This window comes from Lysobacter antibioticus, assembly GCF_000731095.1.
Lineage (GTDB): Bacteria > Pseudomonadota > Gammaproteobacteria > Xanthomonadales > Xanthomonadaceae > Lysobacter > Lysobacter antibioticus_B.
Genome location: NZ_JMTZ01000010.1, coordinates 83,033 through 105,654 on the forward strand (window position 1 = coordinate 83,033; position 22,622 = coordinate 105,654).

At 67.6% G+C, this 22,622-nt stretch carries 21 protein-coding genes and 1 pseudogene; 7 read left to right on the forward strand and 15 right to left on the reverse strand.

Annotation, left to right across the window (positions count from 1 at the left end; all coding sequences use genetic code 11):
* Positions 1-360 precede the first annotated feature (360 nt).
* Together EX88_RS26740 and EX88_RS0103685 are read left to right on the forward strand one after the other, a co-directional pair.
* Positions 361-1,947, forward strand: a complete 1,587-nt coding sequence (locus EX88_RS26740; RefSeq protein WP_051884412.1) for a proprotein convertase P-domain-containing protein — start codon at positions 361-363, stop codon at positions 1,945-1,947.
* 396 nt (positions 1,948-2,343) lie between these two features.
* Positions 2,344-3,582: a trypsin-like serine peptidase gene (locus EX88_RS0103685; RefSeq protein ID WP_051884414.1), complete on the forward strand. Its 1,239-nt coding sequence runs from the start codon at positions 2,344-2,346 to the stop codon at positions 3,580-3,582.
* A 677-nt stretch (positions 3,583-4,259) separates the two neighbouring features.
* Here EX88_RS0103685 and rpmG read toward each other — a convergent pair.
* From rpmG to EX88_RS0103740, 11 genes are all read right to left on the reverse strand, one after another.
* Complete coding sequence (gene rpmG, locus EX88_RS0103690; protein ID WP_031370656.1) at positions 4,260-4,424, reverse strand: 50S ribosomal protein L33; 165 nt, start codon at positions 4,422-4,424, stop codon at positions 4,260-4,262.
* 13 nt (positions 4,425-4,437) lie between these two features.
* Positions 4,438-4,674: a 50S ribosomal protein L28 gene (rpmB, locus tag EX88_RS0103695; RefSeq protein ID WP_031370657.1), complete on the reverse strand. Its 237-nt coding sequence runs from the start codon at positions 4,672-4,674 to the stop codon at positions 4,438-4,440.
* A 443-nt stretch (positions 4,675-5,117) separates the two neighbouring features.
* Positions 5,118-5,453 (reverse strand): lipid-A-disaccharide synthase N-terminal domain-containing protein, encoded by a 336-nt coding sequence (locus tag EX88_RS0103700; protein ID WP_031370658.1) that lies wholly within the window; start codon positions 5,451-5,453, stop codon positions 5,118-5,120.
* 8 nt (positions 5,454-5,461) lie between these two features.
* Entirely contained in the window at positions 5,462-6,202 is a 741-nt protein-coding gene (locus EX88_RS0103705) for a glycosyltransferase family 2 protein (protein ID WP_031370659.1), read from the reverse strand.
* A 328-nt stretch (positions 6,203-6,530) separates the two neighbouring features.
* Positions 6,531-7,496, reverse strand: a complete 966-nt coding sequence (locus tag EX88_RS0103710) for an NAD-dependent epimerase/dehydratase family protein (RefSeq protein ID WP_031370660.1) — start codon at positions 7,494-7,496, stop codon at positions 6,531-6,533.
* A 168-nt stretch (positions 7,497-7,664) separates the two neighbouring features.
* A complete protein-coding gene (locus EX88_RS0103715; protein WP_152566082.1) occupies positions 7,665-8,096 on the reverse strand; it encodes a hypothetical protein in 432 nt (143 codons plus the stop codon).
* 185 nt (positions 8,097-8,281) lie between these two features.
* Positions 8,282-8,731 (reverse strand): DUF4279 domain-containing protein, encoded by a 450-nt coding sequence (locus EX88_RS25070; protein ID WP_081930600.1) that lies wholly within the window; start codon positions 8,729-8,731, stop codon positions 8,282-8,284.
* Positions 8,732-8,745: 14 nt separating this feature from the next.
* On the reverse strand, positions 8,746-9,663 hold the full coding sequence (locus EX88_RS0103725; RefSeq protein ID WP_031370663.1) for a ParB/RepB/Spo0J family partition protein: 918 nt from the start codon (positions 9,661-9,663) through the stop codon (positions 8,746-8,748).
* Positions 9,660-10,478, reverse strand: a complete 819-nt coding sequence (locus EX88_RS0103730; protein ID WP_031370664.1) for a ParA family protein — start codon at positions 10,476-10,478, stop codon at positions 9,660-9,662. Before EX88_RS0103730 ends, EX88_RS0103725 begins: the two co-directional genes overlap by 4 nt.
* A 110-nt stretch (positions 10,479-10,588) precedes the next feature.
* Positions 10,589-11,266 carry a 16S rRNA (guanine(527)-N(7))-methyltransferase RsmG gene (gene rsmG, locus EX88_RS0103735; RefSeq protein ID WP_031370665.1) on the reverse strand — a complete coding sequence of 226 codons (678 nt, stop codon included), beginning with the start codon at positions 11,264-11,266 and terminating at the stop codon, positions 10,589-10,591.
* A gap of 145 nt (positions 11,267-11,411) precedes the next feature.
* The gene (locus tag EX88_RS0103740) at positions 11,412-12,023 is read right to left on the reverse strand and encodes a 4'-phosphopantetheinyl transferase family protein (RefSeq protein ID WP_081930601.1); all 612 of its coding nucleotides are present in this window, start codon (positions 12,021-12,023) and stop codon (positions 11,412-11,414) included.
* A gap of 282 nt (positions 12,024-12,305) precedes the next feature.
* Here EX88_RS0103740 and EX88_RS0103745 point away from each other — a divergent pair, with 282 nt between their 5' ends.
* Both EX88_RS0103745 and EX88_RS0103750 read left to right on the forward strand, forming a co-directional pair.
* Positions 12,306-13,616: an AMP-binding protein gene (locus tag EX88_RS0103745; protein ID WP_031370667.1), complete on the forward strand. Its 1,311-nt coding sequence runs from the start codon at positions 12,306-12,308 to the stop codon at positions 13,614-13,616.
* Positions 13,617-13,961: 345 nt separating this feature from the next.
* Positions 13,962-14,237, forward strand: coding sequence for a GlsB/YeaQ/YmgE family stress response membrane protein (locus EX88_RS0103750; RefSeq protein WP_031370668.1), 276 nt, complete (start codon positions 13,962-13,964; stop codon positions 14,235-14,237).
* A gap of 199 nt (positions 14,238-14,436) precedes the next feature.
* Here the strand turns inward: EX88_RS0103750 and xth are convergent, their stop codons facing one another.
* From xth to EX88_RS0103765, 3 genes and pseudogenes are all read right to left on the reverse strand, one after another.
* Complete coding sequence (gene xth / locus EX88_RS0103755) at positions 14,437-15,204, reverse strand: exodeoxyribonuclease III (RefSeq protein ID WP_031370669.1); 768 nt, start codon at positions 15,202-15,204, stop codon at positions 14,437-14,439.
* A gap of 16 nt (positions 15,205-15,220) precedes the next feature.
* Positions 15,221-16,549, reverse strand: a complete 1,329-nt coding sequence (locus EX88_RS0103760) for a hypothetical protein (RefSeq protein ID WP_152566084.1) — start codon at positions 16,547-16,549, stop codon at positions 15,221-15,223.
* Positions 16,550-16,601: 52 nt separating this feature from the next.
* A pseudogene (locus EX88_RS0103765) lies at positions 16,602-16,778 on the reverse strand (coniferyl aldehyde dehydrogenase); the annotation flags it as partial.
* A 309-nt stretch (positions 16,779-17,087) separates the two neighbouring features.
* Here EX88_RS0103765 and EX88_RS0103770 point away from each other — a divergent pair.
* Together EX88_RS0103770 and EX88_RS0103775 are read left to right on the forward strand one after the other, a co-directional pair.
* Positions 17,088-18,734 (forward strand): WD40 repeat domain-containing protein, encoded by a 1,647-nt coding sequence (locus tag EX88_RS0103770; protein WP_152566085.1) that lies wholly within the window; start codon positions 17,088-17,090, stop codon positions 18,732-18,734.
* Between the two features lie 245 nt (positions 18,735-18,979).
* Complete coding sequence (locus EX88_RS0103775; RefSeq protein ID WP_161786074.1) at positions 18,980-19,906, forward strand: glycoside hydrolase family 16 protein; 927 nt, start codon at positions 18,980-18,982, stop codon at positions 19,904-19,906.
* A 460-nt stretch (positions 19,907-20,366) separates the two neighbouring features.
* Here the strand turns inward: EX88_RS0103775 and EX88_RS0103780 are convergent, their stop codons facing one another.
* Positions 20,367-21,794, reverse strand: a complete 1,428-nt coding sequence (locus tag EX88_RS0103780) for a coniferyl aldehyde dehydrogenase (protein WP_031370674.1) — start codon at positions 21,792-21,794, stop codon at positions 20,367-20,369.
* 208 nt (positions 21,795-22,002) lie between these two features.
* Between EX88_RS0103780 and EX88_RS0103785 the strand changes: the two genes are divergently transcribed.
* Positions 22,003-22,545 (forward strand): gamma carbonic anhydrase family protein, encoded by a 543-nt coding sequence (locus EX88_RS0103785; protein WP_031370675.1) that lies wholly within the window; start codon positions 22,003-22,005, stop codon positions 22,543-22,545.
* The last annotated feature ends 77 nt before the right edge of the window (positions 22,546-22,622 follow it).

Sequence of the window (22,622 nt, forward strand, 5' to 3'; positions counted from 1 at the left end):
GCGGGTTCGGAATCGGTGAAGTCGGTCGAGTGTACGGCCTGCGCGCGCGGGCCGGACCGGCGCCGGGCTTCGACTTTGGCCGCGGGGCGGGCCGGAGCGGGGCGAATCGGCGCCGGGCCGCCGGCACGCTCGCGCTGAGGCCGCGGTCAAGGTTCAGCGATACGGCCGCGGAGGGAACCACTGCGATCACGGTTTCGGCCGGGGCGATCTGAGAGCGTGCTGCGGCGCCGGCCCGTCGCCGCGCGCTCCGACTCATCACCCCCGGCGTCTGCACCGCGACGCTGCGCCGCCGTCCGCACGGCGGCCGACCGCCGTTGCGACTGCTCTGTGCGCCATCGCCGCTCCAGGAGGGAAACCGCAATGAAGTCCGGAACCACGAAATTCTTCGCGCCCACGCTGCTCGCCATCGCCCTGACCACGGGCCTGGCCCTGTCTTTCGCCCCAGAAGCCGTCGCCGCCGACCCAGCGCCGGCGCCGCTCAAGATCGCCGAGCAGCGCAGCACCGACCTGCGCCTGGGCGCCGGCGGCAAAGCCGCGTTCGAGCCGGTCGAAATCCGCACGCCCGACGCCGCCTTCATCAAGGTGCACTTCGACCGCTTGTCGCTGCCCGAAGGCGTGATGCTCGAAGTCGCCAGTCCTGACGGCCGCGAGGTCTATCGCTACGGCAACACCCAGCGCGACCGCTACACCGTCGCCGAGGACCTCGGCCAGGACGGCCGCCTGAGCTTCTCGGCGATGTCGATCGGCGGCCCGGTCGCGGTGCTGCGCCTGGTCGGCACGCCGCGCGAGCCGTGGAACTCCGGGCACGGCGTGGTGGTGACGCGTTATCTGGAAGGTTATCCCGAGGCGATGCTCGGCGAATTGCAGGATGCGAATCTGCTCGGCGGCCAGGTCGGCACCAAGTCGATCTGCGGCGTCGACGACAAGAAGGCCGCGGCGTGTTACGCCAGCAGCGACGCCGCCGCCTTCGATCGTTCGCGCCCGGTCGCGCGCATGCTCAGCAGCGGCGGCAGCCTGTGCACCGCGTGGCGCGTCGGTCCCGACAACCGCATGTTCACCAACAACCACTGCATCAACACCGCCGCGGCGGTGGCCGGCGCCGAGTTCTGGTTCAACTATCAGCTCAGCAGTTGCGGCGGCGCGCAGGGCACGGTGACCAAGGTCGCCGGCGACCAGATGCTGCGCACCGATGCCACGCTCGACTACACGCTGTTCACGGTCAAGAACTTCGCGACCATCTCCAGCTTCGGCTACCTCGGCCTCGACGTGCGCGCCGCGACCGCGGGCGAGGGCTTGTTCATCTCCGGCCACCCGGGCGGGCGCCTGAAGGAACTCAGCGTCGTCGACGACCGCAACGGCGGCGGCAGCTGCCGCGTCGATTCGGCCAACGTCAACGGCAACGGCACCAACACCGACATCGGTTACTACTGCGATACCGAAGGCGGCAGCTCGGGCTCGCCGGTGATCGCGCGTTCCACGCGCAAGGCCATCGCCCTGCACCATTTCGGCGGCTGCCTGAACTCGGGCGCGAAGTTCTCCTTGATCTGGCCGCAGGTCTCGACCCACTTCGGCGGGGTAGTGCCGGACGGCGACGACGGCGGCGGCACGCCGGCACCGCGTTTCGAGAACACCACCGACTATGCGATCAACGACAACGCCACCGTCGACAGCCCGGTCACGGTCAGCGGCATCAGCGGCAGCGTGCTGTCGGTGAGGGTCGAGGTGGCCATCGTGCATACCTACCAGGGCGATCTGAAGGTTGACTTGGTCGCGCCCGACGGCAGCCTCTACAACTTGCATAACCGCACCGGCGGCAGCACCGACAACATCAACAAGGTCTATACCGTGCCCGTCAGCGAGATCGCCAACGGCGTGTGGAAGCTGCGCGTCAACGACAACGCCACGCAGGACGTCGGCAAGATCGACCGCTGGGCCCTGCAGTTCTGAGCCCATGCGGCATGAGGCGCGGCCCGCATGCGGGCCGCGCTTCGCGCTTCACTTGTAGGAGCTGGGTGAGCTGCGACCGCGAGATCGCACATCGCGCCGTAATCGTGAGGCATCGTGGTCGCGGCTTGCGCCGCTCCTACCCTTAAAGCGACGCGCCCCACGATTGGGGCGCCATCCGCCGCTGCATCGCGTTCAGCTCATGCGCACACACGCGCTGCGCGCTCGATCCAAGTTCCGCACATCCGCGCCGCGAATCCGATCGCGGTCACGTTTGCATGCGGTTTTGGTGTTGCGCGAGGCGTCCGTGCGGCGTTCGTGCTGTGCAAGCTCGTGCGCGGCGCATGCGTGCCGTTCGCAGTCGCGTAGAGAGCGCCGGATCGCAATCTAGGAGACGACATGACTATCGCAAGGATTTCGCCGCAGGCGTTCGGCCTGCTGATCGGCGCCTGCCTGTTGAGCGGCACCGCCTTCGCCGCCGACACCCGCCCGGCCCCGCTGACCGCCGGCCAGACGCGTGCCGTCGACCTGCGGCTGGGACCGCATCTGGGCCTGTCGAAGTCGGCATGGTCGCAGCCGGTGCGGATCGGCACGCCCGATGCGGCCTTCATCAAAGTGCACTTCGAACACTTCGATTTACCGGCAGGCGTGACCCTGCAGGTGTCGAACCCGCAGGGCACCGAGGTCTATCGCTATCGCCAGGGCGACCTGGGTCGCCACACGGTCGATGCCGCGCTCGGCGAGGACGGCAAGACCCGTTTCGGCGCGATGTCGATCGCCGGCAATACCGCGGTGCTGCGCCTGGTCGGCACGCCGACCGAGCCGTGGGCCCCGCGGCACGGCGTGCGCGTGAGCCGTTACGACGAAGGCTTGCCGCAAGCGTTGATGGGCGAGTTGAACGATGCCGGCCTGCTCGGCGGCGACGTCTCGGCCAAGTCGATCTGCGGGGTCAAGGACAGCCGCCCGGTCGCCTGTTATGCCGGCACCGACGCCACCGCGGTCGCGCGCTCCAAGCCGGTCGCGTTGATCCTGCTCAACGGCACCAAGTGGTGCACGGCCTGGCGCGTGGGCGCCGACAACCGCATCTTCACCAACAACCACTGCCTCGACAGCGCCGCCGACGTGGCCGCGTCCGAGTACTGGTTCAACTACCAGGCCACCACCTGCACCGGCACCACCAGCGGCACCTTGACCAAGGTCGCCGGCGACAAGTTGCTCAAGACCGATCAAACCCTGGACTACAGCCTGCTCACGGTGAAGAACTTCGCCGCCATTTCCAGCTTCGGTTACCTGAGCCTGGAGGTGCGCAAGCCGGTGCTCGGCGAGGAGATCTACATCAGCGGTCATCCCGCCACGCGCATGAAGGAGTTGTCGGTGGTGAGCGACCGCGACGGCGGCGGCCGCTGCAAGGTCATCGACGCCGATGCCGACGGTTACGGCACCAACACCGATGCCGGCTACTACTGCGACACCGAAGGCGGCAACTCCGGCTCGCCGGTACTGGCGCGCTCCTCGCACAAGGTCGTCGCGTTGCACCACTTCGGCGGCAACTGCAATCTGCAGGCACCGAACCGCGGCGTGAAGATGCAGTTGATCTGGCCGCAGGTGAAGTCGTTCTTCAACAACGTGGTGCCCTGAGCTGCGTCTAACCGTACAGCCGTGCGGATTGCCGCACGGCTGTACGCGAGCGGCTGTGGCGGTTGGAAGAGTTACTGCGTCATCCGCCTGCCGTCGTTCCCGCGAAGGCGGGCTCCACTTTACTTCGGCGCAGCCGAATACTTAGGGCTCTATCGAAGCAATGCGCTGAAGGCTTTGCGACCCGGCCAGGGCGCACAGCCGCCCTGGCGTTCATGGATGCGCGAGCCAGTGGCTCGCGCATCCATTCACCCCGCCTTCGCTGGGATGCCCTGGCGTTCATGGATGCGCGAGCCAGTGGCTCGCGCATCCATTCACCCCGCCTTCGCTGGGATGACGGTTGGGAAAGGCGTTACCTCATCTACCTGCTGTCCCTCCTGCGAAGGCGGGAGCACAGGGTTTTACCGAGGCATTGCGCTGAAGTCTCTGGACCCCCGCCTTCGCGGGGGTGACGGCTGAGAGCGTTGTTCTCGATGACGTGCGCGAGAATCATCGACTCCCGACTCCCGACTCCCGACTCCCGACTCCCGACTTCCGACTTCCGACTTCCGACTCCCGATTCCGGGCAAAAGAAAACCCGCCACGTGGGCGGGTTCTCTTCTGAAGGCTTTGGATCTCCGCTTACGCGGGGATGAGGCCTTGGCAACGCCGTTCGCGCGCGGCGCGAACGGGCCAAGACATCACTTGATCTTGCCTTCCTTGTAGATCACGTGCTTGCGAACGACGGGGTCGTACTTCTTGACCTCCATCTTCGCCGGGGTGTTCTTCTTGTTCTTGTCGGTCGTGTAGAAGTGACCGGTGTTCGCCGTCGAGATCAGGCGGATCTTGTCGCGCTTGGAAGCCATGGGTCAGTCCTCCTCAGATCTTTTCGCCGCGGGCGCGGAGCTCGGCGAGAACGGAGTCGATGCCGTTCTTGTCGATGGTGCGCAGGGCATGGGCGGAAACACGCAGCTTCACCCAACGGTTCTCACTGGCGACCCAGAAACGGCGCTCGTGCAGATTGGGGAGGAAACGGCGGCGGGTTTTGTTCATGGCATGCGAGACGTTGTTACCAGTCGTCGTTCGCTTGCCCGATACTTGGCATACGCGGGACATTACGCACCTCGAAAAGGTCTGTGCTTCCCTTGGCCAGGGAGGCGGCGGCCCCGATGCCGACATTCGATCGAATGCTGCATCACGCGACACGGGTCAGGATTGAAAACCGCTGCACCATGGCGGGCCGGAATCGCGTTTCCGGGTCCGCCCGGATACCCCTAAGGGCAAGCCGGACGCAGCGAGCCGCGCATTATGCCGGCAAATGCAAGCCGGAACAAGCACTTGGGGCCGGGCAAGGGCCGAAACCGCCAGCGCTGCTCCCTGGGTAGGAGCGGCGCGAGCCGCGACCCCGGGTGACAGGTCGCGGCGGAGGGGCCGGCTAGAGGTTTCGAGGGCCAGGGCCGGAGTCTACGGCCGGTGGTGCCGTGTTCGGGGTTGCGCGGTCGCAGCTCGCGCCGCTCCTACCCTTGGAGTCCAGATAATCGCAGGCCAGCCTGAGACGCTCAGTGGCTGTTGCGGTCGCGGTGCCAGCCGCGGTGCTTGATGTCCAGGTACAGGCTGTAGGCGGCGGTGAAGGCCGGGAACAGGTTCTGGATCACGCCGACCGAGTCCTGCTTCTGCGAGAACACGAAGTAGCTCAGGGTCATGACGCTGCCGACCAGGCTCATGTACCAGAACGCGCGCGGGATCACCGGCTTGCCCTGGCGCTTGCTGGCGATGAACTGCACCAGCCAGCGGCCGCCGAACATGAAGGCGCCGACCAGGCCGATCAGCTTCCACGGCGACATGTGCAGCCCGGTCCAGGCCAACCACGAGATCGGGGAGTTCATGAAGTCCATGGCGGGCCTCAGCGTTCGACGATCGCGGTGAGCTTGGCCCGGCGGATCAGCCAGGCGACGCCGCGCAGGTCGGCGATGCCGACCAGGGCGCGGTTGAGGTTGTTGTACTTGGACACGCCGGTGCTGCGGGCGCGGTGGTTGACCGGCACGCTCACGGTCTTCCAGCCGGCGCGTTGGATCAGCGCCGGCAGGTAGCGGTGCATGTGGTTGAAGTACGGCAGTTCGAGGAAGGCGGCACGCTCGAACAGCTTGATGCCGCAACCGGTGTCGGGGGTGTCGTCGCGCAGCATGCGGCTGCGGATCGCGTTGGCCCACTTGGAGGCCCAGCGCTTGCTGCCGGAGTCTTGGCGGTTGACCCGCCAGCCAGCGAACAGTTTCACCTCGGCGCCGGACTCGGCGCGCTTGGCGAGCAGCTTGGGGATGTCGGCCGGGTCGTTCTGGCCGTCGCCGTCGAGGGTCGCGATCCAGGTGCCGCGCGCGGCTTTGACGCCGTTGCGCACCGCGGTGCTCTGCCCGCTCTGGGTGACGTGGTGCAGCACCCGCAGCTCGGGCACGCCGGCTTTCAGCGCTTCCAGCGCGGCCAGGGTACCGTCGCGCGAGTGGTCGTCGACGTAGACGATCTCGAAATCGCCGCCGTCGGACGGCGCGCGGCCGCGCAGGGCGGTGGTGATTTCCTGGATCAGCGGGGCGACGTTGTCCTGTTCGTTGAACACCGGTACGACGACGGACAGTTGTGGGCTTTGCGTCATTGCTTGGAACTCGCGATGGATTCGATGCGATTGCGCCCTGGAGCGGACAGGCGAAGGCGGGCGCGCTGCGGGCGAGTGCAGACGCGACCGCCGGTACGCGACGGCACCTCACGCCCCCTTACCGCCGGGGCGCCCGGTCTTTCGGGCTGCCTCCCCCGAGGGGAAGGGAACTGCAGGGGATTCAGGTTCTTCTTGTCGGCGCCGACCGCGAGCGCGGTGGAGCCAGGATAGTGTGTCATCGCGGCGGCGAACCGGAGCTTCACATCGTCACGGTGCCGCCGGGAAGCGCCGGTCCGGCCGGCCGCCGCAACCGCCGCCGGCGATGGGCTCAGGCACGGTCGCCGAAGTAACCGCGGCACCAGTCGACCACCCGCGGCAGGCCGAGCTCGATCGAGGTGCTCGGCTCGAAGCCGAACGCCGCCCGGGCGCGGCCGGTGTCGGCCATGGTCTCGATCATGTCGCCCGGCTGCATCGGCTTGTAGACCTTCTCGGCGCTGCGGCCGGCGGCCTCCTCGATCACCGCGATGAAGCGCTCCAGCTCGACCGGGGTGTGGTTGCCCAGGTTGAACACGCGGTGCGGCGGGTCCTGCTCGGAAGGGTGGCCGAGCGCGCCGAGCACGCCGGCGACGATGTCGTCGATGTAGGTGAAGTCGCGCCGCATCTTGCCGTGGTTGAACACGTCGATCGGGCGCCCGGCCAGTACCGCGCGCGAGAACAGCAACGGCGCCATGTCGGGCCGGCCCCAGGGGCCGTAGACCGTGAAGAAGCGCAGGCCGGTCGCGTGCAAGCCGTAGAGGTGGGCGTAGGTGTGCGCCATCAGCTCGTTGGCGGCCTTGGTCGCGGCGTACAGCGAACGCGGCTGGTCGATGCGCTGGTCTTCGGAGAACGGCGGCGTGGCCGAATCGCCGTACACCGAGGAGGAGCTGGCGTAGACCAGGTGGCGCACCTCGCGGTGCCGGCACAGCTCGAGCAGATTGACGAAGCCGGCCAGGTTGCTGTCGACGTAGGCGTGCGGATGGGTCAGCGAATAGCGCACGCCGGCCTGGGCGGCGAGGTGAATGACGCGTTCGGGCCGGACCTCGTCGAACAGCGCGGCCAGACCGTCGCGATCGCCGAGGTCGAGGGCGCGGATGTCGACATCCGGGCACAGCGCGGCGACGCGGTCGCGTTTGAGTTGCGGGTCGTAGTAGTCGTTGTAGTTATCGAGGCCGATCACCGCCTGGCCTTGCGCGCGCAGGGCGCGGCAGACGTAGGCGCCGATGAAGCCGGCTGCGCCGGTGACGAGGATGGTCATGGGAACTGCAACGGGGTAGAGGAAGGGAAGCTTGCCCGAGTTTCGATGAACCGTTGTCGGAAGGAGGTCGTAACGCCCGCGGCGAAGAGGCCGAGGGCGTTACGACGACGTCGTTGTGGGGCGCTCATGCCGGCCGCCGGCAACGAAGGTCGCGAACCGCTGCGCCGCTTACTGGACCGCAATCTGCTTCGACAGGCCGAAGGCCTCGTCGAGCTGTTCCTGGCTGCTCGCATCGATCCAGACATAGACCTTGACCTTGCTCTTGGGCTTGGCGCCGGGCAGGTTGATCTGGGTTTCGCGCGAATACGGACGCGCGTTGTTGACGGTCGCCTTCTTGAACCAGGTGACCGCCTGGGTGCCGACCGTGCCCTTCTCGGCACGCGCCTTCTTGCCCGGCTTGAAGTTGCGCTGGCCGAGGTACACGCCCAGGCCGGAACCGGCGCCGAGGCTCGACGGCAGTTCGAGGTAGCAGATGGTGTAGTTGGCGCCTTGGCGTTCGCCCCATTTCAGGCTGGGGTCGCTGAGTTCGGGGCAGGTGCCCGACTGTGCGAAGGCCAGGGCCGGTGCCAGCAACAAGGTGGCGGCGGCAATCCATTTCATACGAATCTCCTTTCGGTGGTGTCGGTATTGGCGGTCGAACGGCAGGCGGTCGAACGGCGGCGCGATGCGTCCGGCCAAGATGGACGCAGCATTTTAGTGGATCGATCCGGCCCTGCCGCCGTAAAGCGTCACAGGACGACCCCGCCTCGTCCCCGCAGGCTATGCCGGACGAATCGAGCCCGTGCTCAACTCGCCGCGGCGGTCGGCGGCTCGGGCGGATAAAGGTCGAACCCCAGCTCGACCCCAAGCGCGGCCGCCTTGGCCATCAAGGCTGGAGACAATACAAGGCCGGAGTTGTCGTCGCAGAACAGGCCGATGAAGAATCCGGCGCGACCGCCATCGGCATTCAGGGCCTGCAGCCGACCGGCGTGCGGGCTGAGGCGGTCGAGCTGTCGCTCTATGAACGCCTCCAGATCTTCCTCCCGGGAGTCCGCCGGGTGTTCGCCTGGGGTGAGGTCCGCCGACCAACTCGAATCCTGGCGCAGGCCCGGCAGGACCGTGCCCTTGGGTGTGACTCGCGGATCGCCGGCCTGCCAACTTCGCGATGGCGTTGCATGCAGATAACTGCCGAGCTCGCGCAGATCGGCCTGCGGATGCTGAAGTTGTAACGCGACGCGGTAACGGTAAGGGTGCACGCAGCGGCGACGAGTTACGCCTCGACCTTGCCGCGCAGCCGTTCCAGCACGCCTTCAAGCGAATCCAGATCGGTGTAGTGGATGACCAGGCGGCCCTTGCCGCCGCGGCCGTGCAGCACGTTGACCTTGGTGCTCAGCGATTCCGACAGCTCGCGTTCCAGGGTGACGATGTCGGCCTGTGGCTTGGCCTTGGCCGGCTTGGGCTTGCCCGACACCGGCACCTTGCCGGCGGCGAGCTGCTGCACGCGGTGCTCGACGTCGCGCACCGACCACTGGTTTTCGGCGGCCTGGCGGGCGAGCGCGATCGCCGCCTGCGGGGCCAGCGTGAGCAGGGCGCGCGCATGGCCCATTTCGAGGGCGCGGGTTTCGACCAGGATGCGGATCTCGCTCGGCAGTTCGAGCAGGCGCAGCAGGTTGGACACCGCCGCGCGCGAACGGCCGACCGCTTCGGCGGCCTGGGCGTGGGTGAGGTCGAATTCGTCGATCAGCCGCTGCAGCGCGGTGGCTTCTTCGAGCGGATTGAGGTCTTCGCGCTGGATGTTCTCGATCAGCGCCATCGCGACCACGGTGCGGTCGTCGACTTCGCGGATCACCACCGGAATCACGTCGAGCCCGGCCAGGCGCGAGGCGCGCCAGCGGCGCTCGCCGGCGATGATCTCGTAGGTCTTGCCGCCCTTCTCGCCGATCTCGCGCACCACGATGGGCTGGATCACGCCCTGGGCCTTGATCGATTCGGCCAGCTCGGCCAGCTTGTCCTCGTCCCAGTGCTTGCGCGGCTGGTACTTGCCGGGGCTCAGCGAATCGACCGGCAGGTTGCGCAACATGTCGCCGGGCTGGGCTTCGACCAGGGTCGGCGCTTCGGCGGCGGCCTTGGGGCCGAGCAGGGCTTCGAGGCCGCGGCCGAGGCCGCGCTTCTTGGCAGGGTGACTCATGCCGGGGTCTCCGCGGTGACGGCGTGGACGGCGGCCTTGGCGGCCTGGTCGCGTTCGCGCTGGCGGCGCAGCACTTCGCCGGCCAGGCCCAGGTAGGCGATGCCGCCGCGGCTGGCCTTGTCGTAGCCGACGATGCTCTGGCCGTGGCTCGGGGCCTCGGCCAGGCGCACGTTGCGCGGCACGATGGTCCGGAACACGCGGTCGCCGAAGTGATTGGTGAGTTCGGCCGAAACCGCGTTGGCGAGGTTGTTGCGCACGTCGAACATGGTGCGCAGCACGCCTTCGATTTCCAGTGAAGGATTGAGGTTGGCCTTGAGCGCCTCGATCGTGTCGACCAGCGCGCTGAGGCCTTCCAGTGCGTAGTACTCGCACTGCATCGGCACGATGATCGAGTCGGCCGCGGTCAGCGCGTTCAGGGTCAGCAGCGACAGCGCCGGCGGGCAGTCGATGATGATGAAGTCGTAGTTGCCGCGCAGCGGCGCCAGCGCGCGCTTGAGCCGCTGCTCGCGTTCGCTCTCGCCCATCAGGGTGATCTCGGCCGCGGTCAGGTCGATGTTGCCGGGCAGCAGGTCGAAGTCCTCGGGCGCCCGCACGATGGTCGCGGCGGCGTCGGCTTCGCCGAGCAGGACATCGCAGATCGAGTCCTCGAGCTGGCGCTTGTCGATGCCGCTGCCCATGGTCGCGTTGCCCTGCGGGTCCAGGTCGACGAGCAGGACGCGTTTGGGCGTGCGCGCGAGCGCAGCGGCGAGGTTGACCGCGGTGGTGGTCTTGCCGACCCCGCCTTTTTGGTTGGCGACGGCGATGATGCGGGCCATGCGGCTCGTCCCCTGCTGTAACGGTGAGATGACATGAAGGAGGACGGCGCCTGGCGCCGGCCGGACTGGGGATTATGCCCCAGGGCGGGAGTCGGGGAGGGGACCGGGGATCAGGAAGCGCCGGCCGCCTCGCCGCTGCGCCCGACCACCACCATGTGCCGCTCGGCGGCCAGGCCGGGTACTCGCATCGGTTCGACCGAGCGTACGCTCCAGCCGGCCGGCAGGGCGGCGATCTCCTCGTCCGGGCGCACGCCCTTCATCGCCAGCAGCACGCCGCCGGGCTTGAGCAGGTGGCCGCCAAGTTCGAGGATCAGCGGCAGGGTCGCCAAGGCGCGCGCGGTGATCGCATCGTAAGCACCGGGTTCGGCGAAGGCCTCGATCCGCGACTCGGCCACGCGCGCGTCCTTCAGGCTCAGCTGGCGCAGGGCTTCGCGCATGAAGCGGGCCTTCTTGCCGTTGCTCTCGACCAGGGTCACGCGCAGGCCGGGCTTGACGATGGCCAGCGGAATGCCGGGCAGGCCGGCGCCGGTGCCCAGGTCGGCCAGGGCGCCGCCGCGACCGGCGAGCTCCTCGACGTAGGGGTGCATGGCCAGAGAGTCGAGCAGGTGCTTGCCGACCATCTCGTGCGGGTCGCGCACGGCGGTCAGGTTGTAGGTGCGGTTCCAGCGCGCGAGCAGGGCCAGATAATCCAGCAAGGGCGCGGCCAGGGCCGGATCGAGGGCGAGCGCGGACAAGCCGGCTTCGAGCTCGCTGCGCAGCCCGGGCGGTAGGGAAACGGGGGTATTCATCGGCGACAGTATCGCCGATGGGCCGAGTCGGGCGCAGCCAGGAGCAGTGGGCGGGGTGTACGAACGATGGTTGCGGTGCCGGTCGCGCCGGCGCTGCAAGGGCGCGGTCGCGGCTTGCGCCGTTCCTGCCCTTTGGACACGCTGCCTACTCCGCCAACGGCCGCCACGCCAACGCGCCCAGATACCCCGGCGCCGGCTCGATCTCGCGCAAGGTCCACTGCTCCGGCCGGCCCAAGGCCGGGTCGCATTCGACCAGGCGCAGCTTGTCGTCGCGTTCTTCGAAACGCAGCTTGTCGAGGCCGAACGACAGCCCGTGGCCATGCGCCTTGAGCACCGCTTCCTTGGCGCACCACAGGCGCAGGAAGGCGCGGTCGCGATCGGGGTGCGTGCGCAGCCAGTCGGATTCGCGATCGGTGAAGAAACGCGCCGACACTTCCAGCGCGCGCGGCCGTCGCTGCAGACGCTCCAGGTCGACGCCGACCCGCGCCTGCAGGGCCAGTGCGACCAGCAGGCGTTCGCCGCTGTGGCTCCAATTGCAGTCGTAGCGATCGTGCGGCGGGTCCAGGTGCGGACGCTGGCGGCCGTCGCGGGTCAGCGACAAGGCCGGATCGCCGAGCTGCCCGGCCAGCCACTCGCGCGCTTCCGGTTCGGCCGGTCGGCCGTGCCGGTGCGGCAGCCAGGTCCAGCGCACACCGTGGCCGTCGGAGCGTTCCGAATACGTATCGACTAGCGAAGGTGAACGGCCGGACAGGGACATGAACAGGTGTGCTTTGGCCTGGAACAGGCCGGTCAGCGTAAGCTAAACCCTGGGGGTACGGGTTCGTGGCGGCGGCACAGCGCGGGGGCGCGGTGCGATCGCATTGGTGCCGCGAGGGTCCGAAGGGACCGTCAGCTGCCGATCAGGCGGGCCCGGGCAAGTTGCAACACATTGGAAGCGGCCCTCAGGCCGCGGGAAATCTATTTGATGTCAGCGGTTATCGATCCGAGCCTTGTTCCGTTCAGCCAGGATCCTGCGTCGCCCGGCGGCGAGTCGTTCGCGCTGGTCGCGGGTGCGCCCGAGCGCACCTTGGCCTTCGGCCCCGACGGCGTCGTCGATCGCGCGAGTTTCGAGGCCGAAGTGCGCGCGCTCGCGGCGACGCTGCCGGCGGCGCAGTACGCGGTCAACCTGTGCGAAAACCGCTATCGCTTCCTGGTCGCCTTGTGCGCGGTGGCCTTGCGCGGGCAAGGCAATCTGTTGCCGCCTTCGCGCGCGCCGGCGGTGGTCGACGATGTGCTCGCGCGTTATCCCGACAGCTACTGCATCGGCGATCTCGCCCTCGATCCGCTGCCGCCGCGTTATCTGCGTTTGCCGACCGAACTGCCGCGCGACGCCGGCGACGCGTTGACCGCGCAGGCCGCGGCCTTGCTCGCGATCGGCTTCACCTCCGGCAGCACCGGCCAGCCCAAGCCCAACGCCAAGACCTGGCAGGCCTTCCGCACCAGCACCGCGCAGAACCTGATCGCGCTGGGCGACTTGTTGCGCGCCGGCGAAGTCACTTATCTGGTCGCGACGGTGCCGCCGCAGCACATGTACGGCATGGAGATGTCGGTGTTGCTGCCCTTGCTCGGCCCGGTCGCGGTGCACGCAAATCGGCCGTTTTTCCCGGGCGATGTCGCACTTGCGCTCGGCGATGCGCCGACCCCGCCCTTGCTGGTGACCACGCCGGTGCATCTGCGCGCGCTGGTCGAATCCGGCGTCGAGCTGCCGCCGCTGGCCGGCATCGTCTCGGCGACCGCACCGCTGCCGGTCGAACTCGCGGTGGCGGCGGAAACGCGCTACGGCTGCGAAGTGCGCGAAGTGTTCGGCTCGACCGAGACCTGCGTGTTCGCCCGTCGCCGCACCGCGCGCGAGGCGGCGTGGACGCCGTTGCCGGGCGTGCGCGTATGTCCGCAACCCGACGGCACCGCGATCCACGCGCCGCATCTGTCCGAGCCGGTGGTCCTCGCCGATCTGATGGAAGTCGAGGCCGACGGGCGTTTCGTGCTGCGCGGGCGCAGCGCCGACTTGCTGGAGATCGCCGGCAAGCGCGCCTCGCTCGGCGACCTCACCCGCAAGCTGCTCGCGATCGAGGGCGTACTCGACGGCGCCATGTTCCAGCTCGATGCCGCCGACGCCTTCGGTGTGCGCCGCATCGCCGCTCTGGTGGTGGCGCCCGCGCTCGACGAAGCTTCGATCCTGCAGGCCCTGCGCCAGAGCATCGACCCGGTGTTCCTGCCGCGTCCGTTGCGCCGCGTCGACGCTTTGCCGCGCAACGAAACCGGAAAGCTGCCGCGCCACGCGGTCGAGGCGATGCTCCGCGACGCCGAGTGATCGCGCTGCAAGAGGCCTCGGCGCGAACGCGAAAACCGCCGCGGCTTCATGCCGGTTTCGCGCAGAATCGATGCGGACCATGCCGGATCGGTACCGACCATCGGCGAATCGCGACGTTCATCGGGAGAAGCGAAACGCAGCTGCCGTAGGCCTGTGAACCATACCCAGGCGCAATGTGCTTTTTGCCTTGTGGTACAGCGTTTTCTTCACATTCCTAAGCGCGGTTTCTGACGTCGTCGTCACGTGCGCCGATTCATGCTGCAGCTGCCCCCGAACGAGGGACAGCGATTCGCACCATGCGCATCGTGTCGCCTTGGGCTCATCAGAATCGCTAGGAGAACGCACATGCTCGGTATCATCATTTGGCTGGTAGTAGGCGGCATCATCGGTTGGATCGCCAGCATGATCATGAAGACCGATGGTCAGCAGGGTCTCTTCCTCAACATCATCGTCGGCATCGTCGGCGCGTTCCTCGGCGGTTGGCTGGGCGGCGTGCTCGGCATCGGCGCCGGTACTATCAACAGCGGTGCGTTCAGTCTGTCCGGATTGTTGCTGTCGCTGGTCGGCGCGATCGTTCTGCTCGCGATCGTGAACCTGTTCCGTCGCGGACGCGTGCGTTAAGCGCTACGCGTTGCCCCATAAAAAAGGCCCGGCATTGCCGGGCCTTTTTTATGGGGCGGGAATGGGGAATCGGGAATGGAGAATCGTGAGCAGCGCCGTCGAAGTGAATGCTTGCAACAGCACACAAGCTTCTTATGCTTTTCCCGATTCCCGATTCCCGATTCCCGATTCCCGATTCCCGATTCCCGATTCCCGATTCTCAAGCCAACTCCACCCAAGCCGGCGCGTGATCGCTCGGGCGGTCCCAGGTGCGCGGTTCGCGGTCGATGCCGGCAGCGACGCAGCGGGCGCGCAGCGAGTCGGAGATCAGGGTCAGGTCGATGCGCAGACCGAGGTTGCGGCGGAAGCCGGCCTGGCGGTAATCCCACCACGAGAACTGGCCTTCTTCCTGGTTGTGCAGGCGGTAGGCGTCGTGCAGGCCGAGCGCTTGCAGGCGTTGCAATGCTTCGCGTTCGGCGGTCGAGGTCAGGATGTGGTGCTCGTTCCACACCGCCGGGTCGTGGGTGTCGCGCGCTTCCGGTGCGATGTTGAAATCGCCGAGCACGATCAGGTCCGGATAGCGGGCGAGTTCGTTCTGCAGCCAGGCGTGCACGGCGTCGAGCCAGCGCAGCTTGTAGGCGTATTTGTCGGTGCCGACGTCCTGGCCGTTGACCACGTACAGATTGACGATGCGCAGGCCGGCGACGGTGGCGGCGATGACGCGCTTTTGCTCGTCGTCGAAACCGGGGATGCCGATCTGCACGTCGCTGGCGCTTTCGCGCGAGAGGATGGCGACGCCGTTGTAGGTCTTCTGCCCGGCGAACACGCTGCGGTAGCCGGCGCCGACCAGCGCGGTGTCCGGGAAGCGCGTGTCCTCGAGCTTGGTTTCCTGCAGCGCGACGATGTCGGGAGCGAACGTGCCGAGCCACTGTTCCAGATGCGGCAGGCGCACGTTGAGCGAGTTGACGTTCCAGCTGACGATTTTCATGGCGGCAAGTGTAGCCTCAGCGCCGCTCGCTGTCGGCCTCGGCGGTCTCGTTGGTGCCGGCGCGGCGGTCGTTCGCGCTCCCGCCGTCGGCAGTCTTTCCCGGTTGGGCCGAACCGTCGGGCGGGCACAGGGCGTGGTGGATGCGCGCGGCCGCGGCGATGCGTGCGGCCGAGTCCGCGCCCGTCGGCCGGCGTTCGGATTCGCTGAGTTCGTAGACCGCGCAGGGTTTGCGCGCGTGCTCGGAGCGGCGCGGGTCGGCGCCGGCCTTGCGCAGGGCTTCGACGAGTTCGGCCGGCACCGCCGGGTCCGGGCCGCGGTCGAGCAGTTCGGACAATTCATAGCTCAGGTGCGACAGCGCATCCGCGCCCTCGCTCTGTCCCGCGCTCAACATCGCCGCGAACTCAGGGTCGGCGGCGATCAGTTCCTGCAGCATCGGTTTGGAGCGCACCGCGCGCAGGGCGAGGTTGCGCTGTTCCTCGCTGAAGCCGAATCCGGCCTGCAGCCATGCGCGCAGGCCGGCGTCGTGCCAGCGCTTCAGTACGGTATCGGCGGGGTCGCGCGCGGCGCTGCACGTGCCGGTGTCGCCGCGGTAGTCGGACGCGAGCAGAGGGGTGCGCGCCGCATCGGGTTGCTCCAGGGTGCGCCGCCACAGGCCGGCCCAGGTCGGGAACAGCGCGGGCTCGTCGCGTTCGCTCAGGTAATGCAGTAAGACCAGCAGCGCCGCCTGTTTCTCCTGGCGCGGCCAGGCGCCGTCGACGACGGCCGCGGCGGCTTCGAGCAGGTCGGCGCTCGGCAAGGCCTCGCCATAGGCGTGATCGTCGAACCACAGCCACTGTTCGAAGGTGTAGGTGGCGCCGCCGCCTAGCGCACACAGCGCTTTCGGCGCGCTGAAGCCGTCGGGCAAGGCGGGCAGCGCTTTGCGGATGCGGGCGTGGTCGTGGCTGCGCACGGTCGCGACGAATTCGGCATAGCGCGCCTTCTTGTCCTCGAAGGCCTGGGTCCGGCGGGCATGGATCAGGTGCAGGCTGAGTGGCAGTGCGAGCACCGCGACGACCGCGCCGATCGTCACCCCGAGCAGGGCCTGGCCGATGCGTCGGCTCAGGCCGCCCCAGATCAACACCGGCAGGGGCACCAACAGGGCGACGACTGCACCGGTCAGGACGGCGTCGGAGTAATCCCAAAAATCGGCGGCTTCGGTGCCGCGGGTCAGCACTACCCAGACCAGCCAGGCGAAGGCGGCCAGCGGAAAGGCCGCCAGCGCGACCCAGAACACCGCGCGGCTGCGGCGGGGCGCCGGCGATGAGGGCGGCAGGTCGTTCGGTGCGGGAGGTACTGAGCCGGCCATGGCATGCGATCCGTGGTGGGCTCCGACCCGGCATGGGTCGGAGCGAGGCCGGCTATTTCGCCAGCCAGCGGATCATCGCATCGATCTTACCGCGGTACGGCGGCTTGAGCAGGTCGCTCCCGGCGAGGCGGCGCTGGTGGAACACCGGCAACAGCTTGCTGAAGGTGTCGAAGCCGATGCGGCCGTGGATGGCGCCGATGCCGCTCGGGCCGATGCCGCCGAACGGCAGGTCGGGGTCGTCGCGCATATCGCCAACGCTTCCAGCGTCGAACGCCGCGTCGAGCAGGCCAAGGCGGATCCGTTGTTGGCTGCAAGCCTATTCTCAGGCCACGCCTCCCCCCCCCCGAAGCGCCAGGATCGGCAAATGAGCGGGCGGTCACGTCAACGCCGTGTGAAATCGATTACATTCATTTATGTAAACGGTTACATGATTTTGTAACCGTTTACATCATTCAAACATCACTCAGAAGGACACGAGCTGAAAATGAAATTGAATTCGCTAATCGCAGCTATGAGCGTCGCCGGAATCGCTCCGGTCATGGCGTGGGCCTCCTTCGGCGCCGTCGCCGAAACCCCGGCCGCAGACGGACAAGCGATCAGTCGCGCTATCGAGCCGGCCGCGGCTGCCATGCTCGCCGATACGCAGTCGCCCAAGGTCCGCATCAGCGGCGGCGCATGGGTCGTCGCCGGCCAGAGTCACTCGCTGACCGGCTGGGTCAGCGACGATGTCGCGGTGTCCAAGGTGGTGTGGCACAACACCCGCACCGGGCTGATCGGCACCGCCACGCTCAGCGGCGCCGGCACGGTCGCGTCGTGGACGATCGGCAAGATTCCGGTGGTCGCCGGCGCCAACCTGATCTACGTGGCGGCATTCGACGCGGCCGGCAACAAGACCCGCATAGAAACCACGATCACCGCCAACGCCACCACCTCCGACGGCACCGTCGGTCCCTGCGCCGGGTTCTATCCGGCCGGCTTCCAGTTGGCGCAAGGCAAGCTCGTGCAACCCTGGGCGACCACACCCCAGCCGCAGCGCGGCATCGCCACCCGCGGCTACAACTACGGCACCTGCCAGATGCGGCTGACCGACCGCGCGGCCGACGGACTGCCCGGCTATGCGCGCAACGATTACTCGCGCAAGCAACCGTTCAACGCCGACGACAGCGCGCAGCTGATCGCCGCCGGCGACGGTTCCTGGCACTTGTACGAGCCTGCGACCGGCCGCTACATCCGGTCGCTGTCCTACCTGCCCGGCGGCGACGGGCTGGCGGGCGACGCCGAGCCGCAGTGGGACCCGCTCAACCGCGACCTGCTGTACTACATGAACTCCGAAGGCGTCGGCATGTTGCTGCGCAAGATCGACGTGAAGACCGGCGTGCGCTCGGTGCAGGCGAACTTCGCCGCTCGCCTGAAGGCGCGTTGGCCGGCCGCGGCTTCGGCATCGACGGCCGCCGAAGGCTCGCCGTCGGCCGACGGCCGGTACTGGTGCTTGATGGTGAAGAACAGCGCCGGCTCGCGCCTGGGCATCTTCACCTGGGACAAGACCGAAGACCGCATCCTCGGCATGGCCGATCACACCGGGCACATCGACAACGTCAGCATGAGCCCGAGCGGGAATTACTGCGTGGTCAACGTGCCTTACGTCGGGACTACGGTATGGCCACGCGACCTGAGCAGCTCGCGGCAGATCACCAACGACGGACAGCACTCCGACATGGCGATCGACAAGAACGGCGACGACGTCTACGTCAGCAACTACCTGCGTATCAGCGATCCGGTGCTGAAGGACGGAGACGTCTACATGTACAACCTGCGCACCGGGCAGAAGACGACGCTGTTCTCCTCGTACTTGAACGGCACCACCACGGCCATGCACTTTTCCGGCCGTGCCTTCGCCAAGCCGGGCTGGGTGGTGATGGGTACGCAGGCCGAAGGCTGCGCCCGCACCAGCTGCAGTCAGCAGTGGGCGCATCGCAAGATCATGGTGGTGGAACTGGCGGCCAATCCCCGGATTTACAACATCGCCGACACCCGGGTGAGTTACGTCGACTACGACAGCGCACCCGTGCCGGCGGTGAACCGCTCGCTGACCAAGATCGCGTGGAACTCCAACTGGGGACGGTCGGCCGCCTCCACGGAAACCTATAACGTGCAGATTCCCAGCTACGCCATTCCAGAAAGATGAAGCAGCGCTTCGGTCGCCGCGGTCTACGCGCACGACGCGGCTGACGCGGGCCATTGATCCATACGGCCGAAACGGAACCAAGGCGCCTGACGATCGCACTCGCAGGCCCAGGGCCGCGGCCAACGCGGCCGAGTCCGGCTCCATCGAAAGGCCCGGCTGCAACGGGCCTTTCGATCCGGTCCCGTCCTGCGTCGTGTCGAGGCGCGATGGGTTCAGCCGGGCGCATTTACGTCAAGGAGATCACGATGAAATTACGCAAGCATTCGCAGTGGGTGCGGCTGATCGCCGCAACGATGGTCCTCGCATTGCCGGCGCTGGAGTCGGTGCACGCAGCCGAGCTGCGTCAACCGATCGCGAGCAGCGTCGGCAGCTATGTTCCGGCCGGATACTCGGTGGTATTCAATGATGAATTCAACGACACTCAGTTGAATCGGGAAAAGTGGGCGACCCGTTACATCTACGCCAACGGTACGCTCGACCGGCTGACCAGCGAGGCCCAGGTCTATCGGGACAATGCGAACCACCTGATGTACGACGGGATGCTGAGCCTCACCGCGCGCCGAGTCGGTGCCGGCTATGAATCGGGCATGATCCGGTCGCGTTGGGAATTCAAGCCCTCTTCGAGCACCAGCTATTACCTGGAAGCTCGGGTGCGCATGCCGGACGGAAAAGGCGTATTCCCGGCGTTCTGGTTGAACTCGGGTTACTCGCCGACCGGCAAGCTGTATTGGGGGCCGGAGATCGACATCTTCGAGTTCGTCGTCGACGGTGTCGAAGAGAACCCGTCGTCGCGGCCGAAGAACATGGTGCACAGCGGCGCCGTCACCCATGCCGGGCGGATTCCGAGCGCGCTCACCTACGCCCATCCGAATTACCAGCGTGCATGGAATCTGTTTTGGGCCCCGTCCGACCTGACCGCGGATTTCCACACCTATGGCCTGCTGTGGACGGAGACCGGCATTGCGTTCTACGTCGATGGTGTGCGGACCAACGCGCGCACTTACCAGTGGATCTACGACAACGACGGCAAGCCTGCGGGGCCGGCGCATATCCTGCTGAATCTGGCCATCGGAGGCGATTGGGCCGGCCGCCACGGCATCGACGACAATGCGTTCCCGCAAGCGCTGGATATCGACTGGGTGCGTGTGTACAGGAAGACGACGTTGCCCTGAGCTGGAGTCGCTGCGCCGGACAGGGCGACCTTATCGTTGTGGGCAGATTTCCGCGCCCGCCTGATGGCGGCAGGTCGCCAGGGCCTGTTGATACGGACAAGCTGAGACATGGCGATGCTGTTGGCAGCCAGTTCTATCGCAAGCTTCCCAATCGGCGGCAGGCCGATCTCGACTTCGTATCCTTGGCGACAATTGGCTGTGTGGCATGCGGTCAGACGTAGCACATCGCCGCCGGACCAAAGTCGCGCGCAAAAGCCTGAAAACCACCGAGACGCCAGGGGGCGACTAAGCTGTTCGCTGGATGCAACAGACGGTCGGAGCAAGGCAGAACGCAGAAACCGGCCGACGTCATTTTGTCGGCCAGTTTCCGCGCGCGCCTTTGGAAGCTAGCAAGCTCAGCGGTAACGCGAAGGCTTGCGATTCCTGTTGAGTCCGATCCGGCGCGGCCGGCGTGCGCCGGCTATTTCGCCAGCCAGCGGATCATCGCATCGATCTTGCCGCGGTACGGCGGCTTAAGCAGGTCGCTGGCGGCGAGGCGGCGCTGGTGGAACACCGGCAACAGCTTGCTGAAGGTGTCGAAGCCGATGCGGCCGTGGATGGCGCCGATGCCGCTCGGGCCGATGCCGCCGAACGGCAGGTCGTGGGCGCCGAAATGCAGCAGGGTGTCGTTGACGGTGACGCCGCCGGCCAGGGTCTGGGCGAGGATGCGCTCGATCTGGGCGCGGTCGTGGCCGAACGGGTACAGCGCCAGCGGCCGGTCGAGCGCGTTGATGCGGGCGATGGCTTCGTCGAGCGTGCGGTAGGACAGCACCGGCAGGATCGGCCCGAAAATCTCGTGCTGCATGACCTGGGCGTCGGCGCCGGGCTCGATCACCAGCGCCGGTGGGAAGATGCGTTCGGCCACGCGCTGTTCGCGCGGCACGCTGTCGGCGAAGGGCTCGACCACGTCCAGGCCGCGTGCGCGGGCGTCGTCGAGATAACCCGACAGGCGCTGGTACTGGCTGGCGTTGATGATGCGGGTGTAGTCCTGCGGCGCGACCAGGTCGCCGTAGCGTTCTTTCAATTGCTTGAGCAGGGCCGCGACCAGTTCGTCGCGGCGTGCCGCGTCGACCAGCACGTAGTCGACGCCGATGCAGGTCTGGCCGGCGTTGAACCATTTGCCGCTGGCGATGCGCGCGGCGGCGCGTTCGATCGGGTAGTCGGCGCAGATCAGCGCCGGCGCCTTGCCGCCGAGTTCCAGGGTCACCGGGGTCAGGTTAGGCGCGGCCGCCGCCATGACCTTGCGCCCGACCGCGGTCGAGCCGGTGAACAGCAGATGGTCGAACGGCAGCGCCGAGAACGCCGCACCGATCTCGGGGCCGCCGAGCGCGACCGCGACGCGGTCCTCGGGGAATACCTCGGCCAGCAGGTCGCGCAGGAACTGGGCGGTGCGCGGGGTGTGTTCGGACGGCTTCAGATAGACGTGGTTGCCGGCGGCGATGGCCGACACCAGCGGCACCAGGGCCAGGTTCACCGGGTAATTCCACGGCGAGAGGATGCCGACCACGCCGACCGGTTCGGGACGGATCTCGGCGCGCGCCGGCCAGAAGCGCCAGCCGACCGCGGCCCGGCGCGGGCGCATCCAGCGGCTCAGATGGCTCAGGGCGTGATCGATTTCGGCCAGAGTGATCATCGCCTCCGAGAGCAGGTTCTCGTGGCTGGAGCGGTGGCCGAAATCGGCGCGGATCGCCGCGTCCATCGCCGCGCCGCGGGCGCGGAAGGCGTCGCGCAGCCGCAGCAGGTCGGCGCGGCGTTGCGCGTAGTCGGGCTTGCGCGCCTGCCAGGCGGTGCGCAGGCGCTCGCGGGTGGCGGCGAGTTCGGTCGGGGCGGTGTCGGCGATCGTATCCATACGCCGCAGTCTAGTCGGGTTCGGGCGCTCAGCGTGCGGGCGGCAGGGGACAGCTGAGGGGGGCGAATCGGCCGAACACCGTCGCCCGGCATGCCGATCGCATCCGTTCGCCGTACCGCATGCGGCGGCTGCGTATCGTCGCTCGTCCAGCGGCGTTCGACATGCCCGCTTGCGCCTGGGGTCGCCCGCGAACGCCTACAATGCGCGCATGAGCCTACGTCCCTATCTCGACAAATTTCCCGTCCTCGGCGAGCGCGTCTACGTCGACCCGGCCGCGACCGTGATCGGCGAGGTCGACCTCGGCGACGACGTCTCGATCTGGCCCGGCTGCGTGGTCCGCGGCGACGTCAATTCGATCTTGATCGGCGCACGCACCAACGTTCAGGACGGCACCATCGTCCACGTCACCCACGAAGGCCCCTACACCCGTCCCGGCGGCCTGCCGACGGTCATCGCCAACGACGTCACCATCGGCCACGGCGCCATCGTCCATGCCTGCACGATCGACGAGTTCGCCCTGATCGGCATGGGCGCCAAGCTGCTCGACGGCGCGCGCGTGTCGCGCTACGGCTTCGTCGCCGCCGGCGCGGTGCTGTCGCCCGGCAAGATCGTCGGCGAAGGCGAGCTGTGGGTCGGCAATCCGGCCCGCCTCGCGCGCCGCCTCAGCGACCGCGAGATCGAACAGCTGCAATACAGCGCACAGCACTATGTGCGGCTCAAGGATCGCTACCTGGGCATGCTGTCGGGCTAGTCACGGCCGGGCTAGTCAGGGCCGATGGCCGCGTTTACAGTCGCGGCAGGGGAAAGCAGGACTCAGGGAGTCAGGGC

What these genes read in the sequence shown, in the direction of transcription:
- rpmB (WP_031370657.1), bottom strand. Translation starts at nt 4,674, where the DNA reads ATGTCCCGCGTATGCCAAGTATCGGGCAAGCGAACGACGACTGGTAAC.
- rsmG (WP_031370665.1), bottom strand. Translation starts at nt 11,266, where the DNA reads ATGAATACCCCCGTTTCCCTACCGCCCGGGCTGCGCAGCGAGCTCGAA.
- xth (WP_031370669.1), bottom strand. Translation starts at nt 15,204, where the DNA reads ATGAAAATCGTCAGCTGGAACGTCAACTCGCTCAACGTGCGCCTGCCG.
- EX88_RS0103710 (WP_031370660.1), bottom strand. Translation starts at nt 7,496, where the DNA reads ATGACCATCCTCGTCACCGGCGCAGCCGGCTTCATCGGCGCCTACGTC.
- EX88_RS0103740 (WP_081930601.1), bottom strand. Translation starts at nt 12,023, where the DNA reads ATGTCCCTGTCCGGCCGTTCACCTTCGCTAGTCGATACGTATTCGGAA.
- EX88_RS0103750 (WP_031370668.1), top strand. Translation starts at nt 13,962, where the DNA reads ATGCTCGGTATCATCATTTGGCTGGTAGTAGGCGGCATCATCGGTTGG.
- EX88_RS0103785 (WP_031370675.1), top strand. Translation starts at nt 22,003, where the DNA reads ATGAGCCTACGTCCCTATCTCGACAAATTTCCCGTCCTCGGCGAGCGC.
- EX88_RS0103770 (WP_152566085.1), top strand. Translation starts at nt 17,088, where the DNA reads ATGGCGTGGGCCTCCTTCGGCGCCGTCGCCGAAACCCCGGCCGCAGAC.
- EX88_RS0103730 (WP_031370664.1), bottom strand. Translation starts at nt 10,478, where the DNA reads ATGGCCCGCATCATCGCCGTCGCCAACCAAAAAGGCGGGGTCGGCAAG.
- EX88_RS0103760 (WP_152566084.1), bottom strand. Translation starts at nt 16,549, where the DNA reads ATGGCCGGCTCAGTACCTCCCGCACCGAACGACCTGCCGCCCTCATCG.
- EX88_RS0103725 (WP_031370663.1), bottom strand. Translation starts at nt 9,663, where the DNA reads ATGAGTCACCCTGCCAAGAAGCGCGGCCTCGGCCGCGGCCTCGAAGCC.
- rpmG (WP_031370656.1), bottom strand. Translation starts at nt 4,424, where the DNA reads ATGGCTTCCAAGCGCGACAAGATCCGCCTGATCTCGACGGCGAACACC.
- EX88_RS0103780 (WP_031370674.1), bottom strand. Translation starts at nt 21,794, where the DNA reads ATGGATACGATCGCCGACACCGCCCCGACCGAACTCGCCGCCACCCGC.
- EX88_RS0103705 (WP_031370659.1), bottom strand. Translation starts at nt 6,202, where the DNA reads ATGACGCAAAGCCCACAACTGTCCGTCGTCGTACCGGTGTTCAACGAA.
- EX88_RS0103775 (WP_161786074.1), top strand. Translation starts at nt 18,980, where the DNA reads ATGAAATTACGCAAGCATTCGCAGTGGGTGCGGCTGATCGCCGCAACG.
- EX88_RS0103715 (WP_152566082.1), bottom strand. Translation starts at nt 8,096, where the DNA reads ATGAAATGGATTGCCGCCGCCACCTTGTTGCTGGCACCGGCCCTGGCC.
- EX88_RS26740 (WP_051884412.1), top strand. Translation starts at nt 361, where the DNA reads ATGAAGTCCGGAACCACGAAATTCTTCGCGCCCACGCTGCTCGCCATC.
- EX88_RS0103700 (WP_031370658.1), bottom strand. Translation starts at nt 5,453, where the DNA reads ATGGACTTCATGAACTCCCCGATCTCGTGGTTGGCCTGGACCGGGCTG.
- EX88_RS0103685 (WP_051884414.1), top strand. Translation starts at nt 2,344, where the DNA reads ATGACTATCGCAAGGATTTCGCCGCAGGCGTTCGGCCTGCTGATCGGC.